This window comes from Streptomyces sp. NPDC059452, assembly GCF_042750035.1.
Lineage (GTDB): Bacteria > Actinomycetota > Actinomycetes > Streptomycetales > Streptomycetaceae > Streptomyces.
Window position 1 is genome coordinate 1 of record NZ_JBHYVE010000005.1, and the last position, 14,385, is coordinate 14,385.

At 72.2% G+C, this 14,385-nt stretch carries 12 protein-coding genes; 4 read left to right on the forward strand and 8 right to left on the reverse strand.

Annotated features, from left to right (window positions below; all coding sequences use genetic code 11):
* Window positions 1-143 precede the first annotated feature (143 nt).
* From ACFW9Z_RS09405 to ACFW9Z_RS09425, 5 genes are all read right to left on the reverse strand, one after another.
* Window positions 144-1,427, reverse strand: coding sequence for an aspartate aminotransferase family protein (locus ACFW9Z_RS09405; protein WP_384636848.1), 1,284 nt, complete (start codon window positions 1,425-1,427; stop codon window positions 144-146).
* Window positions 1,424-2,266, reverse strand: coding sequence for a nitrilase-related carbon-nitrogen hydrolase (locus tag ACFW9Z_RS09410; RefSeq protein ID WP_384636851.1), 843 nt, complete (start codon window positions 2,264-2,266; stop codon window positions 1,424-1,426). Before ACFW9Z_RS09410 ends, ACFW9Z_RS09405 begins: the two co-directional genes overlap by 4 nt.
* Window positions 2,267-2,603: 337 nt before the next feature.
* Window positions 2,604-3,992, reverse strand: a complete 1,389-nt coding sequence (locus ACFW9Z_RS09415; RefSeq protein WP_384636854.1) for a hypothetical protein — start codon at window positions 3,990-3,992, stop codon at window positions 2,604-2,606.
* A 165-nt stretch (window positions 3,993-4,157) separates the two neighbouring features.
* The gene (locus ACFW9Z_RS09420; RefSeq protein WP_384636857.1) at window positions 4,158-4,538 is read right to left on the reverse strand and encodes a PPOX class F420-dependent oxidoreductase; all 381 of its coding nucleotides are present in this window, start codon (window positions 4,536-4,538) and stop codon (window positions 4,158-4,160) included.
* 28 nt (window positions 4,539-4,566) lie between these two features.
* Window positions 4,567-4,836, reverse strand: a complete 270-nt coding sequence (locus tag ACFW9Z_RS09425) for a helix-turn-helix domain-containing protein (protein WP_384636860.1) — start codon at window positions 4,834-4,836, stop codon at window positions 4,567-4,569.
* Window positions 4,837-4,909: 73 nt separating this feature from the next.
* On the opposite strand from ACFW9Z_RS09425, the gene map reads away from it, so the two are divergent.
* Window positions 4,910-5,677, forward strand: coding sequence for a type I methionyl aminopeptidase (gene map, locus ACFW9Z_RS09430; RefSeq protein ID WP_384636863.1), 768 nt, complete (start codon window positions 4,910-4,912; stop codon window positions 5,675-5,677).
* A gap of 53 nt (window positions 5,678-5,730) precedes the next feature.
* On the opposite strand, the gene ACFW9Z_RS09435 is transcribed toward map, so the two are convergent.
* The gene (locus ACFW9Z_RS09435; protein WP_384636866.1) at window positions 5,731-6,687 is read right to left on the reverse strand and encodes a glycoside hydrolase family 75 protein; all 957 of its coding nucleotides are present in this window, start codon (window positions 6,685-6,687) and stop codon (window positions 5,731-5,733) included.
* 177 nt (window positions 6,688-6,864) lie between these two features.
* Window positions 6,865-8,682, reverse strand: coding sequence for a gamma-glutamyltransferase (ggt, locus tag ACFW9Z_RS09440; protein WP_384636870.1), 1,818 nt, complete (start codon window positions 8,680-8,682; stop codon window positions 6,865-6,867).
* Window positions 8,683-8,786: 104 nt separating this feature from the next.
* Here ggt and ACFW9Z_RS09445 point away from each other — a divergent pair, with 104 nt between their 5' ends.
* Window positions 8,787-9,551 carry a hypothetical protein gene (locus tag ACFW9Z_RS09445; RefSeq protein WP_384636873.1) on the forward strand — a complete coding sequence of 255 codons (765 nt, stop codon included), beginning with the start codon at window positions 8,787-8,789 and terminating at the stop codon, window positions 9,549-9,551.
* 13 nt (window positions 9,552-9,564) lie between these two features.
* Here ACFW9Z_RS09445 and murJ read toward each other — a convergent pair whose 3' ends face one another.
* Window positions 9,565-11,238: a murein biosynthesis integral membrane protein MurJ gene (gene murJ, locus ACFW9Z_RS09450; RefSeq protein ID WP_384636876.1), complete on the reverse strand. Its 1,674-nt coding sequence runs from the start codon at window positions 11,236-11,238 to the stop codon at window positions 9,565-9,567.
* A 198-nt stretch (window positions 11,239-11,436) separates the two neighbouring features.
* Between murJ and ACFW9Z_RS09455 the strand changes: the two genes are divergently transcribed.
* Window positions 11,437-12,642 carry an Ig-like domain-containing protein gene (locus ACFW9Z_RS09455; RefSeq protein WP_384636878.1) on the forward strand — a complete coding sequence of 402 codons (1,206 nt, stop codon included), beginning with the start codon at window positions 11,437-11,439 and terminating at the stop codon, window positions 12,640-12,642.
* A gap of 122 nt (window positions 12,643-12,764) precedes the next feature.
* On the forward strand, window positions 12,765-14,372 hold the full coding sequence (locus ACFW9Z_RS09460; RefSeq protein WP_384636881.1) for a CocE/NonD family hydrolase: 1,608 nt from the start codon (window positions 12,765-12,767) through the stop codon (window positions 14,370-14,372).
* Window positions 14,373-14,385: the final 13 nt, after the last annotated feature.

Here is a 14,385-nt window from a genome sequence, read left to right on the forward strand (position 1 = left end):
GAGGTCGGCGGTGGGAGGTCGTCTGTCGGCGGTCGGCGGTCGGCGGTCGGCGGTCGGCGGTCGGCGGTCGGCGGTCGGCGGTCGGCGGTCGTACGTCATACGCCGTACGTCATACGTCGTTCGAGCGGCGCCCGTACGTCGGTTCAGTCGGCGGCGCGCAGGGCGTCCGCGAGGAGCGCCGCGCCCTCCTCGGCCTCGGCGACGGTCAGGGTCAGCGGCGGGGCGATCCGCAGCACGCTGGTGTTGTGGCCGCCGCCCTTGCCGATGAGCAGCCCGCCCGCGCGCGCCGCTTCCAGGACGGCGGCGGCCGCCTCCGGGTCCGCCTCGTCCGTGCCGGGCTTCACCAGTTCGATGCCGATCATCAGGCCCCGGCCGCGTACTTCGCGTACGGCGTCGGATGCGGCGGCGATGCCCCGCAGCCGCTCGATGAGGAGGCCGCCGACACGCCGCGCGTTGCCCTGGAGGTCGTGTTCCAGGGCGTACGAGAGGTTGGCGAGACCGGCCGCCATGGTGACGGGTGAACCGCCGAACGTGGAGATGGAGTTGGCGTCCAGGCAGTTCATCACCTCCGCGCGGGCGACCACCCCGCCGATCGACATGCCGTTGCCGATGCCCTTGGCGAAGGTGAGGATGTCCGGCGGGCCGTTCCCGGCGTGCGCCTGCCAGCCCCAGAAGTGTTCGCCGGTCCGGCCCCAGCCGGTCTGCACCTCGTCGGAGATCCACAGGATGCCGTGGCGGTCCAGGACTTCGCGGAACGCGGCGAACAGCCCGTCGGGCGGTGAGGTGAAGCCGCCGACGCCCTGGATGGGTTCCGCGATGAGCGCGGCGACCTCCCGGGTGTGCCCGAGGAGGTCCTCCAGATCGGCGACGCACGCCCGGATGAACCGGTCGTCGCTCAACTCGGCGTACGGCCCCCGGGTACGGACGCCCCCGTGGACGTACAGCGTCTGGAGCGGGGACAGACTCGTGGGCGACCAGGCCTGGTTGCCGGTGATGGAGACGGCTGAGAAGGAACGGCCGTGGTAGCTGTTGCGCATCGCGAGGATCTGGTTGGACCTGCGGTACGCGGTGGCGAGCAGCAGCGCGGTGTCGTTCGCCTCGGTGCCCGATGTGGTGAAGAAGACCCGGGCGTCGGGGATGCCGGAGAGGGTGGCGATCCGCTCTGCCAGCTCCACCATCGGGCGGTTGAGGTAGAGCGTGGAGGAGTGGATGATTCGCCCGGCCTGTTCGGAGATGGCCTTGGTGACCTCGGGCAGGGCGTGGGCGGTCATGGTGGTGAGGATGCCGCCGAAGAAGTCGAGGTAGCGGTTTCCGTCCGCGTCCCAGACGTACCGGCCCTCGCCGTGGGTGAGTTCGATGGGATGGCGGTAGTAGAGGGCCAGCCAGTCGGGGCTGACGGCGAGGTGGCGCTCGTACAGTCCGCTCACGGCTCCACCAGCCCGTCGTAGGCGTCGGGCCGTCGGTCCCGGTAGAAGGCCCACTGCCGGCGGACCTCCTCGATCAGGCCGAAGTCGAGGTCCCGGACGAGGAGTTCCTCCTCCTTGTCGCTGGCGACCTCGCCGACGAACTGGCCGCGCGGGTCCACGAAGTAGCTGGTGCCGTAGAAGTCGTTGTCGCCGTACTCCTCCTGGCCGACCCGGTTGATCGCAGCGACGAAGTACTCGTTGGCCACGGCGGAGGCGGGCTGTTCCAGCTGCCAGAGGTGGGCGGAGAGGCCGCGCGAGGTGGCGGACGGGTTGTAGACCAACTGAGCTCCGTTGAGTCCGAGTTGGCGCCATCCCTCGGGGAAGTGCCGGTCGTAGCAGATGTAGACGCCGACCTTGCCGACGGCGGTGTCGAAGACCGGCCAGCCCGCGTTGCCGGGCTTGAAGTAGTACTTCTCCCAGAACCCCTTGACCTGGGGGATGTGGTGCTTGCGGTACTTGCCGAGGTACGAGCCGTCGGCGTCGATCACGGCGGCGGTGTTGTAGTAGAAGCCGGACTGCTCGACCTCGAAGACCGGGACGACGATCACCATGCCGGTCTCGCGGGCGAGGTCCCGCATCCGGCGGACGGTCGGGCCGTCCGGGACCGGTTCGGCCCAGCGGTAGTGCTCGGGCTCCTGGACCTGACAGAAGTAGGGGGCGTTGAACACCTCCTGGAACCCGATGATCTTCGCCCCTTGCCGGGCGGCCTCGCGGGCGTGGTCCTCATGCTTGGCGATCATGGATTCGGTGTCGCCGGTCCAGGTCGCCTGGACGAGTGCGGCGCGTACGACGTGGGACATGAGCTGCTCCTTCGACGCGGCGTCAGAGAGCCTCTGCACGCTTTTCTACGCAGGTAGATCCGTGCATGGATGGAGAACGTAAGCCCCGTGGTGCGGCGGGGCAAGACCATCGCCGTGAACCGGCCGAGTCGATCATGTTTCGCACCCGAGCGGTCCACAACGGACACGGTAGGTGCCATGGCCCGGTCACCGTGCGCTGTGGCGCGCGTTCTTTCGCCGTAGGGCTGTCGGGCCGGGAGGCGGCGGGGCGGGGAGGCGGAGGGGCCGGGCCTGGGGTCGGTCGGGCCTGGGCGCCGGTGCCGGGGCCGGTCCTGAGGACGGCCCCGGGCGCCCGCGCTCACACGCCCGGGACGCCCGCCACCCGTAGCGCGTGGACCAGGTCCCATTCCCGCTCCACCGACACCTCCCGGGCCGCTGCCAGGAGTTGCGGCAGGATGCGGTCGCCGCCGCTGTCCGCGATCCGGGCCGCCTCCTGCGGCGTACGTACGCGGACGAAGGCACCCAGCAGCTCCCGCGCCTCCCCCGCCCGGCCCGCGCCTGCCAGAGCGAGGGCCGCATCGGCGACCTCCGCGGTGGGCCGGGCCACCCCCTGTCGCAGCAGCAGCCCGCAGTCCTCGTCCCGGCCCGCCGCCGCCAGCGCGCCCGCGGCGGCGGCGAACCCGGCGGGCGGCAGCGAGGACGCCTCCCAGAGCAGGGTCGTCCAGTCGGCGGCAAGACCGGCCCGGTACAGGGCGACCGCGAGCACCGGCAGCCGGGGCGCGGGCCAGGCCGCCACCTCGCAGAGCACGACGTGGGCCTCGCCGCTCCGCCCCTCCGCCCGCAGCCGGACCAGCCGCTCGACAGCGGCGGCGACGGCCGGGCCCGCCTCCGGGTCCGGCAGGGCGGCAGGTGCGGGGGCCTCGTCCGGTTCGGCGGGCCCGCCGAACCGGGCCCCGCGCAGGGCGGAGCCGCCCTCGGGCGGGGGCGCGGGCAGAACGGGCACCGGAGAGGGGGCATACCCGGTCTCCTCCTCGTCGTCCACCTCAAGACCGGCGAACCGGGCGCCGCGCGGCTTCTTCCGGCGGGGTGCGGGGGTGGAGGCCGGAGCTGGGGCTGGGGCTGGGGCTTCGACGGGCTTACGGGCCGCGGGGACCCTTGAGGGCTGTGAGGGTTGCGGGACCCGCAGGGCCTCCGACGCCGCCTCCCCTAAGGCCGACTCCCCCATCACCCCACCACCCTCCCGGAACCACCCCTGCGGCACCGGCACCGTCACCGCCGCCAGCCGCTTGCGCAGCTCCGTACAGCGGGCCGAGGCGCGTCGGTGGTCGTCCTGGGCCCAGGCCGTCGCCTCCGGGCCGGCCGGGTCCGCGCCCGCCACCCCGGCCGTGCGCAGCCGCTCGGCCGCCCGGCCCTGCTCGCGGATCATCAACTCCAGCCGGTGCACCAGCTCCTGTCGTCCGCCGGGCCGCCGGTCGTGGGCGGCGGCAGCAGCGGAGTACAGCGCGGCGGCCCGTACCGACACCTGCTCGGCGAACCGCGTGCCGTGGAGCGCGGCCAGGTCGGCGAGCAGTGACTCCACCACGTCCCAGGGCGGGATCTCCGCCCCGTCGAGGCAGGACCGCATCCCCGCCGGATCGCGCCGGACGAAGACCCCGTACCACCCGCGTCCGGGGTCCAGCCGTGCTGTCAGTTCTCGCAGGTACCGCGCGAACGCGCCTACGTCCAAAGCATGCTGATGCACCGTCATCGTCGCCCTCGCCGACTGGTGACTGGAACGTTCCAGTCCGCAGGCATTCGACCGCAGGCGTGTTACGGGGCGGCTACGCACAGCTTTCGTCCGTGCTGCGCCGGGCGCACGGCACCCGCGCCGCGCGCCCCCGCCCACGCCCCCGCCCCACGACGGCGGCCGGACTCAGAAGGTGACGGCGATCCCGGTGTGCGGGCGCTTGCCGAGGCGGGCGACGGTGGCGGGCCAGTCGACGAGCCAGAACTTCCAGGTGTACTTGCGGGCCAGCAGCTTGCGCACCTTACGGGTCCCGTCCGCGTCGAGGAGCCGCCCGGTGCCCTCGGCGCTCGGGGCGCCTTCGGCGATCCGGCCGCGTACATCGCAGACCGTCACGGCGACCCTGGTGTCGTTCCGCAGCCGCTTGACCTTCCACGAGTCGGAGCGGGTCCACACGTACAGCACCTCCCCCTCGGCCGCGGCCCATACGGGCGTGGCGACGGGCGTGCCATCCTTCCGGTACGTGGTCAGGCTGACGTATTCACTGCGGGCGAAGTCCTGGAGAGTCACGGACGCGACCCTACGCATCGCGCGGTCGTTACGCGATCAGAGGTACGGCGGCGGGTTCGGGGGCGCAGCGGCCGAGCAGCTCGTCCATGGAGAGGCCCAGGGCACCGGCGAGGGCGGCGACCGTGAAGAAGGCGGGCGTGGGGGCGCGGCCGGTCTCGATCTTGCGGAGGGTCTCGGCGGAGATTCCGGCACTCGCCGCGACGGCGACCATGCTGCGCTCCCCGCGCGCCTCACGGAGCAGCCCGCCGAGCCGTTCGCCGCGGAGGCGCTCTTCGGGGGTCAAGGGGGTACGGACCATGGGCCCACTCTACTACGGCCCACCATTCTTATACCGTCATTACTATACCGGTCCGACCGGTATAGTAATGGGTATGGTGCAACTCAAGACAGACACATCCATCGAAGCGATGCGCGAGGCCGGACGGGTGGTCGCGCAGATCCTGACCCGTGCCCGGGAGGTGGCGGCGGTCGGGGTGACGCCCCGCGAGCTGGACGAGGCGGCCCGCGAGGTGCTGCGCGAGGCCGGGGCCTCCTCGCCCTTCCTGAACTACAAGCCGCACTTCGCGCCCACCCCGTTCCCGGCCGTCATCTGCGTCTCCGTCAACGACGCGGTCGTCCACGGCATCCCCTCCGCCGAACCGCTGCGCGACGGGGACCTGGTCAGCGTGGACGCGGGCGCCCTCCTCGGCGGCTGGGCGGGTGACGCGGCGGTCAGCTTCAGCGTCGGCAGGGCCCGCCCCGCCGACACCCGGCTGATCTCCACGGCCGAGGCGGCGCTGGAGGCGGGCATCGGCGCGGCGGTCGTGGGCAACCGGATCGGCGACATCGCCCACGCGATCGGCACGGTCTGCCGCGAGGCGGGGTACGGCATCCTCGACGGGTACGGCGGGCACGGCATCGGCCGGGCGATGCACGAGGACCCGTCCGTGCCGAACGAGGGGCGCCCCGGGCGCGGCATGCCGCTGCGCCACGGGATGGTCCTCGCGATCGAGCCCATGCTGCTCGGCGGCGGCCTCGACGACTTCCGCCACGACCGCGACGGCTGGACGCTGCGGACGACCGACGGCAGCCGGGCCGCGCACGCCGAGCACACGGTGGCGATCACGGAGGACGGACCGCGCATCCTCACCGCGCTCTGACAGTCCCCTGCCGGGCAGTCGCAGTCCCCTGCCGGGCCCTCCGGCAAGCCCTCTCAGCGCCCGACGAAGGCCCTCGCCAGCTCCTCCCCCCGGCTCTCCGCCTTCGCGCGGCTCTCCAGCGGGGAGATACGGGAGTCCTTGAAGGCGATGTACGTGACGCCGGACGGGGCCCCGCCGGTCGTCGGGTGGGGGTCGATGCCCAGCTCCTCCGCCAGCGCGTACGACCCCTCCCCGATGATGCCGGCGGGCCCGGTGTCGCCGATGACGGCGTACCGCACCTGGTTCTCGTACACCACGGCGACGACGCTGCCGCCGGTCAGCCCGGATTTCCGGTAGTCCCAGATCCGGCCAGGCGCCGGGACGACCACATACGGCAGCGCGGCCGAGTCCAGCGGCTTGCCCCGGGAGGTCTGGAAGGCGGTCTGCGGCTGGAAGTAGGGGTCGGTCTTCTCGTTGCAGGCCTTCGTCCTGCGGCCGTCGCAGTCGATGTCCATGTCCGCCTTCCAGAACACGGCGTCCGAGGTGGCGCAGACGGGGACGGTCGCCTTCGAACTGTTGGCGTCCGTACGGTACTTGCCCTGGGAGATCCGTCGGCACGAGCGGACCTCGGCGAGCAGTTCCGCCGCGCTCACCGGACCGTCCACCACGTCGGGCGTCGTGCCAGGCCCCGCGTCAGGCGTGGTGTCAGGTGCCGCATCGGCCACCAGGCCGTCTGCCGGTCCGGCCGCCGGAGCTTCCCCCGCGTCGGCCACCGAAGCCTCCGTCGGGTCGGCCTCCGGGTCAGCCGCCGGATCTGCCGACGGGGCGGCCTCGGGATCTGCCCCCGAGTCGGCCCCCGGACGGTCCACCGGGCCGGTCGCCCGGTGGACCAGCGGATGGCTCACCCGGGACTCCGGCCAGGTGTCCGGTACGGGAACGGTGGCGGTCGCGGGCAGCGCCGCTGGCCCCAGGAGGGCGGCGGCGCAGGTGGCCGAAGTGGCGGCGGTCAGAGCGAGCGTTCGGGTGCGCATCGTGCGGGACGGCCCTTCCAGTAGACCGGAGGAACCCGTCCGGGCCCCTCCTCAGTCCCCTCCCTCAACCCCCTCCCTCAGCCCCCTCCCTCAGCCCCCTCCCTTAGCCCCCCTAGACCCCCTTAGATCCCTGCCTCCCTTGCTGGCCCCCTGCCCCCTTGTTTCATCCGGCCGGGTTCAGCTCCTGCCCCCCGGCCGCACCACCATGGCCGAGCCACCGCCCCGCCGCACCTTTTCCGCCGCCGCGAGCCAGCGGCCGTCCGGCAGCCGCTGTACGCCGGTGGCGGCGCCGATCTCCGGGTTCTGCCGGAAAACGTGGCCGAGTGCTTCGAGCCGGGCGCGGACCGGGCTGTTCCACAGGTCCGGCTCGATGTCGGTGGCCGCCGCGTTGCGCTGGCTGGCGCGCGGCGCGGCGAACGCCTCGTCGAGGCGCAGGCCGCGGTCGAGGTGGCCGGTCAGGGACTGGAGCACGGTGGTGATGATCGTGGCGCCGCCGGGCGAGCCGAGGGCGAGGACCGGCTTGCCGTGCTGGAGCACGATCGTCGGCGACATCGACGACCTGGGCCGCTTGCCCGGCCCCGGCAGGTTCGGGTCGTGCACCGCCGGATTGGCCGGGGCGAAGGAGAAGTCGGTCAGCTCGTTGTTGAGGAGGAAGCCGCGGCCGGGGACCGTGATGCCGCTGCCCCCGGTCTGCTCGATGGTCAGGGTGTAGGAGACGACGTTGCCCCACTTGTCGGCCGTCGTCAGGTGCGTGGTGCTCTCCCCCTCGTACGTCGTCGGCGCCGCCGTACCACCGCTCCCGCAGCGGGCCGGGTTCCGTGGGTCACCGGGCGCCACCGGGCTGGTCAGCACCGCGTCGTCCCTGATCAGGCACGCGCGCGCGGCCGCGTGACGTTTGCTCAGCAGCTCCTTGGTGGGGACGTTCTCGAAGGCCGGGTCGCCCACCCAGCGCCCCCGGTCGGCAAAGGCGATCCGGCTCGCCTCGATGAGCCGGTGGAGGTAGCGGGCCCGGCTCGCCCGCGAGAGGTCGGTGGGCTCCAGCATGTTGAGCGCCTGGCCCACCGTCGTACCGCCGGAGGAGGAGGGGGCCATGCCGTACACGTCCAGGCCCCGGTAACCGGATTTCGTGGGCTTCTGCTGGAGCGTGCGGTACGAGGACAGGTCCTTGCGCGTCAGATCGCCGGGGCGCACGACACGGGTGGACCGCGGGTCGACGGGCGGTGTGCGGACCGTACGGACGATGTCGTCGGCCAACTCGCCCCGGTACAGCTCCCCGACGCCTTTGCGGCCGATCTTCTCGTACGTCCGGGCCAGGTCGGGGTTCTTGAACACCGAGCCGACGACGGGGAGTTGACCGCCCGGCAGGAACAGCTTCGCGGAGGCCGGGAAGTCGGCGAACCGGGCCTGGTTGGCGGCGGTCTGCGCACGGAAGGTGTCGTCCACCACGAAGCCGTCCCGGGCCAGGCGTTCGGCCGGTTTCAGCAGCGTACGAAGGGACTTGGAGCCCCAGGCGTCGAGTGCCCGCTCCCAGGTGGCCGGGGTGCCGGGGGTGCCGACGCCGAGGCCGCTGGTGACCCCTTCCTCGAAGGGTATGGGCTGCCCGTTCTCCAGGAAGAGGGAGGCGTCCGCGCTGCGCGGTGCGGTCTCGCGGCCGTCGATGGTCCGGACCGTGCGCTTGCGGGCGTCGTAGTGGACGAAGTAGCCGCCGCCCCCGATGCCCGCCGAGTACGGCTCGGTCACGCCGAGCGCGGCGGCGGTCGCCACGGCCGCGTCCACCGCGTTGCCGCCTTGGCGCAGCACCTCGATCCCGACCGCCGACGCGTCCCGGTCGACACTCGCCACCGCTCCCCCGTGGCCCACCGCCACCGGGGATTTGGGCGGGACGGGGTGCCGGTGGGCGGTCTCCGCGGAACCCGCGGGGGCGGCGGCCCCGAGCGAGGCGACCACGGCCAGGGCGGCGAATATCGACATGTTCCGGCCGACGGAACGGCGCATACGAACCTCCAGTCAACGGATCTCCGCGCAGGTTAGCCCCGGACCACCCGGATCGTCAGGACCGCCTCGTACGGATACCCGAATGACCGATAACATGCCCGGCCATGACGGACGACGTGCGCAACATCGTGCTGGGTGTGATAGCCGCCGGGATCAGCGCCTCACTGGGCTGGCTGGCCCGGACCTACCTCCTGCGGCGCCGGCTCCGCCGCAAGCAGGCGTTCTTCGGGCTGCCGACCCACTCCGAGTGCCTGCTCGTCGTCAACCGGTACGCGGGCGCCGAGGGGTCCGTCCACCGCCATGACGTCTTCGCGCTGCTGGAGCTCTCCGCCCTGATCAAGGACTGCGGGGCGAAGGCGCAGATCGTGACGCACGACGTGGCACAGCAGGGGTTCGGGGACCGTACGGAGTTCTGCGTCGGCGGCCCCACGACCAACCAGCGGATGGCGGCCCATCTGCGGACCCTGCTCCCCGGCGTACGGGTCACGGTCGGGGAGTCCGGCCCGGACCGGGTCGCCTACCGGATCGGGCCGGAGCACTACCGGATGGAGCGGGGCACAGCGGAGTACGTCCTGCTCGCTCGGCTGACGGGCAATCAGGAGGCGCGCCCCGTCTTCCTGTTCTGCGGTCAGCGGGCCATCACCAACCAGGCGGCGGCCCGTTATGTGGTCCGCCACCACGAGAAGCTGCTGCGCAAGCACGGGAACAAGTCGTTCTGCCTGCTGCTGAAGGTGGTCAACTCCGAGGCGTACGGCCCCGATGTGGTCGAGCTGGTCGGCGATGTGACCCGGGTGGCCCAGGCCCCCGTACCGGCGGACCCGGACCCCGTCCCCGTCCCCGCCCCCGACGGCGCGGGCGCGGGCGGCTGAGCGGACCCCCCGTTCAGCGCCGCAGCCGTGAGCGGCCCGCCGTCACCATCGCGCTGATCTCCGTGAGCCCGAGCGGCCGGGCCAGCACGACCACCACGAGCAGCAGCGCGAGGGTGCCCGCCCCGGCGGCCGCCACATCGCCCGCCCCCTCGGCCGCGCGGGCCGCCCCGTAGGCGAGCGCCCCGGCGGGCACGCAGGCGGCGATCAGCCGGACGTGCGCGCCGAGGGTGGGCGAGCGGAGCAGGGAGCCGGTGGCGGTGCCGGTGGCCGAGACCCGCCGGGAGAAGACGTACCCGGTGACGGCGAAGCCGACGCAGAAGGCCACCGTGCTCGCCCCGGCCATCCCGGTCACCGCCCAGCGGGCGGGCAGCAGCCAGAACGCGGCGGCGGACAGCCCCGCGTTGACGGCGGCGATGACCAGGTTGAGCAGGAACGGGGTGCGGGTGTCGCTCATCGCGTAGAAGCCGCGGGAGAGGACGTACTGCCCGGAGAAGGCGATCAGCCCCGGGGCGAAGGCCGCCATGATGCCGGCCATCACCATGATGTCGGCGCCGGTGGTACGCCCGTACCCGAAGACCGAGCCGATCACCCAGGGCGCGAGGACCAGGAACGCGGTGGCGGCGGGCACGATGACGGCGGCGCTGGTCCGCAGGGCGTACGCGACATCGCGCCGCACCCCGGCCAGGTCCCCGTCGGCGGCCGCCCGGCTCATCCGGGGCATCAGCGCGGTGATCAGCGAGACGGTGATGATGCCCTGCGGGACGACCCAGAGCTGATAGGCGTAGCTGTACGCGGTGTAGCCCGCGCCGCCCGCCACGCCCTGCTCGTGCGCGAGCTGCCCGGTGGTGGTGGAGAGCCGGGTGACGACCCAGTAGGCGAGCTGGTTGGTGAGGACCAGCAGGACGAGCCAGCCGGCCGAGCGCATCGGCCGGGTCAGCCCGCTGCCGCGCCAGTCGAACCGGGGCCGCCAGCGGAACTTCGCGGCGCGCAGGGTGGGGATCAGGGCGAGGGTCTGCACGGCGATCCCGGCGGTGGTGCCCCAGCCGAGGAGGTGGGCGTGCGCGTCGGAGAGGGTGCCGTCGGAGGTGGCGGCGACGGCGATGTAGAGGCCGAACACCCCGATGATCACGATGTTGTTGAGGACCGGGGTCCACATCATCGCGCCGAACCGGCCCCGGGCGTTGAGGACCTGGCCGAGCAGGGTGAAGAGCCCGTAGAAGAGGATCTGCGGCAGGCAGTAGCGGGCCAGCGCGATCGTCAGTTCGGCCTGTCGGCCGTCGTAGTCGGTGTAGAGGCCGACGATGAGGGGCGCCGCCGCCACGGCGAGTGCGGTGAGGGCGAGGAGGCCGACGGTGCAGAGGGTGAGCAGCCGGTCGGTGTAGGCCGCGCCCCCGTCGGCGTGCTCCTTGGCGGCCCGGACCAGCTCGGGGACGAATACGGCGTTGAGCGCGCCACCGATGAGCAGGATGTAGAGGATGTTGGGGACGGTGTTGGCGACCGTGTAGCCGTCGGCGGTCATACCGGTGCCGAGCGCGGCGACGACGACCGCCGAGCGGACGAAGCCGGTGGCGCGGGAGACGATGGAGCCCGCCGCCATCACGGCCCCGCTCCGCAGGACCGAAGCGGACCGGGCCGGGGGCTCGGCGGGCTTTCCGGCCGCCTCCGTGACCGGGTCGGCGGCCGTCATCGGCGGGTCCCGGGTATACGGTTCGGCACGCTTCCGACGATGTTGCCCACTGGTCTCTCCCACACTCCGACGTTCTGGCCGACGGTGGAGAGTACTCCGCGCCTTCCGGAGTGCGGAACTCACAGGTGCGGGACGGAACCCGACATGGGAGAAATCGCCTCTCACCTGTCGAGTCCCGCCGCCCTGGAGGTTTTTCCGTTGAGTTCCGCACGCCCGCGCACCCGTCGTACCGCCCCGGCCGGCCGGAGGGGCAGGCTCGCCCTGGCCGTCCCGGCGGCACTGCTCGGTGCCACGCTCACCGGCTGCTATGCCGGAGGGTCCGCCTCTGAAGGAGCCGACCCGGAGGTGGCGCCGGAGACCAGCATCTCGGTGAACCTCAAGGGGAAGGCGGCGGCCCCGGGCAAGCCGGTGAAGGTCACGCTGGCGGAGGGGAAGCTGAAGTCGGTGGCGGTGACGGCGGGCGAGGGCGGCGCGCTGGCCGGGAAGATATCCGCCGACGGCCGTACCTGGATATCCGAGCGGGTCGCCGCGCCGGGGACCGCGTACACCGTCGAGGCGAAGGACACCGACGGCGGCAGCGACAAGGCCGCGTTCACGACCGCCGGGGCGGAGAAGGTCAACAAGCTGACGCTCGCGCCGGGCAAGGACACCACGGTCGGCATCGCCCAGCCGCTGTCCATCGTCTTCGACCACCCGGTGAAGAACAAGGCGGCGGTGGAGAAGGGCCTGAAGCTTTCCACCTCGAACGACACCGAGGGCTCCTGGGGCTGGCTCCAGGACCACTCGGGCAAGGACCGCGTCGACTGGCGGCCCAAGGAGTACTGGAAGCCCGGCACGAAGGTCACGCTCAAGGCCGATCTGAACGGCATCGACACGGGCGCGGACGGCGGCTGGTTCGTCCGTGACTACGCGACCACGTTCACCATCGGCGCGGCCCAGGTGGTCAAGGTCGACCTGGACGGGCACCGCCTCTCCCTGCACCGCGACGGCAAGCAGGTCATGGACATCCCGATGTCGGCCGGCACACCGGGCGGCAAGAAGGCGTCCTGGCGGGGCACGGCCGTCCTGATGTCGAAGGAGGGCACGATCAACATGCGCTCCGAGACGGTGGGCCTCGGTGACGCCTACGACAAGATGGTCGACTACTCGATGCGGCTGACCTGGTCGGGGATGTACGCCCACGCCGCCCCCTGGAACGCGGGCTACTTCGGCAACGCCAACCGGAGTTCGGGCTGCCTCGGGATGAGCGACGCCAACGCCGCCGCGCTGTACGGGCAGGTGCGGGTGGGCGACCCGTTCGAGATCACCGGCGCCGACGCCAAGGGCACGGTGGCCGAGGGCAACGGGTACGGCGCATGGAACGTGTCCTGGGCCGACTGGCAGGCGAAGAGCGCACGGAAGTGAGCCACTGCTGACACGGCGTCCAACAATCGTTACCTTCACGCAACACACCCGGTAGTTACCAGCGGTAAACAACCGGGGTTACCGTCGGGTCACTTTGCACTGACACGCGTGAGGAGTGACCCGTGGTACGTCCCCAACCCGCTCTGCGCACCACCGCTTCGATCACCACCGCCGCCGTCCTGCTGACCGGAGCCGCCCTCGGCGCGGCTCCGGCGGCCGGAGCCGCGCCCGCACCCACCTCGGCGAGCGCCTCCGCGCCGGGCCTGACGTTCCACGACATCCCCGGCTCCGGCGGCATCACGCTCAAGGGCAATGTGTTCAGACCGGCCGGAACCCCCGCCGGGCCTTCGGCCGGGACGAAACACCCGCTGATCGTCTTCCCCACCAGCTGGGCCATGCCGCAGATCGAGTACCTGGCACAGGCCCAGAAGCTCGCCGACTCCGGTTACGTGGTGGTGAGTTACACCTCGCGCGGCTTCTGGCTCTCCGGCGGGAAGATCGAGGTGGCCGGTCCGCCGGACATCGCGGACGCCTCCGCCGTCATCGACTGGGCGCTGGCGAACACCTCGGCCGACCCGGAGCGGATCGGCATGGGCGGAGTGTCGTACGGGGCGGGCATCAGCCTGCTGGCCGCCGGGCACGACCCCCGGATCAAGGCGGTGGCCGCGCTCAGCGGCTGGGCCGATCTGATCGAGTCGATCTACAGCGGGCGGACCCAGCACCTCCAGGCCGCGGCCCTGCTCGGCGGCGCCGGGCTGGTCACCGGCCGCCCCAGCGACGAACTCTCCCGGACGCTCAAGGACTTCCTCGGCTCGAAGCTGGACAAGGAACCGGAGATGATCGCCTGGGGCGCCAAGCGCTCCCCCGCGACCTACCTGGACCGGATCAACGCCAACGGCGCGGCCGTCCTCATGGGCAACGCCTGGGGCGACACGATCTTCCCGCCCAACCAGTACGCCTCGTTCTACGAGAAGCTGACCGGCCCCAAGCGGCTGGAGTTCCGCCCCGGCGACCACGCCACCGCCGAGGCCACCGGACTGCTCGGGCTGCCCAACGACACCTGGATGAGCACCCGGCGCTGGTTCGACCGCTACCTCAAGGGCGAGCACAACGGCATCGACACCGAGCTGCCCGTCCAGCTCAGGTCCCGTACGGACAAGGGGTACGAGGGGTACCCGGACTGGAAGTCGGTGGGCGCGGCCAAGAACCGCATCGCGCTCGACGGTACGAAGAAGGTGTGGGCGAACGTCGACTCGGGCGCCAACGGCGGGATCACGCTGCTCTCCAACGCGCTGGACCAGTTCCTGAAGCTGCCGCCGACCGTCTCCGTACCCCTGCTGCCGCGTACCTTCGCGAGCGTGTGGCAGTCGGAGAGGTACGGCTCGGTGCAGCGCGTCCGGGGTACGGCCGAGCTGCACACCACGGTCACCAGCACGAAGGCGAGCGGCACCTTCGTCGCCTACCTCTACGACGTGGGGCCGCTCGGCATCGGGAAGCTCGTCAGCAACGCCCCGTACACGTTCCACGGGCAGACGCCGGGCCGGCCGTTCCCCGTCGACCTGGAGCTGTTCTCCACGGCCTACGACGTCCCGGCCGGTCACCGGCTCGCCCTGGTGATCGACACCGTCGATCCGCTGTACATCGAGCACAACCCGGCCGGCGCGCAGCTGACCTTCTCCTCGCCCGCCTCGGACCCGAGTCATCTCTCGGTCCCGCTGCGCGAGAAGTGATCACCGACTGCTG

Coding starts and splice junctions, on each gene's coding strand:
- ACFW9Z_RS09445 (WP_384636873.1), top strand. CDS start 8,787: ATGACGGACGACGTGCGCAACATCGTGCTGGGTGTGATAGCCGCCGGG.
- ACFW9Z_RS09415 (WP_384636854.1), bottom strand. CDS start 3,992: ATGACGGTGCATCAGCATGCTTTGGACGTAGGCGCGTTCGCGCGGTAC.
- map (WP_384636863.1), top strand. CDS start 4,910: ATGGTGCAACTCAAGACAGACACATCCATCGAAGCGATGCGCGAGGCC.
- ACFW9Z_RS09410 (WP_384636851.1), bottom strand. CDS start 2,266: ATGTCCCACGTCGTACGCGCCGCACTCGTCCAGGCGACCTGGACCGGC.
- murJ (WP_384636876.1), bottom strand. CDS start 11,238: ATGACGGCCGCCGACCCGGTCACGGAGGCGGCCGGAAAGCCCGCCGAG.
- ACFW9Z_RS09425 (WP_384636860.1), bottom strand. CDS start 4,836: ATGGTCCGTACCCCCTTGACCCCCGAAGAGCGCCTCCGCGGCGAACGG.
- ACFW9Z_RS09435 (WP_384636866.1), bottom strand. CDS start 6,687: ATGCGCACCCGAACGCTCGCTCTGACCGCCGCCACTTCGGCCACCTGC.
- ggt (WP_384636870.1), bottom strand. CDS start 8,682: ATGCGCCGTTCCGTCGGCCGGAACATGTCGATATTCGCCGCCCTGGCC.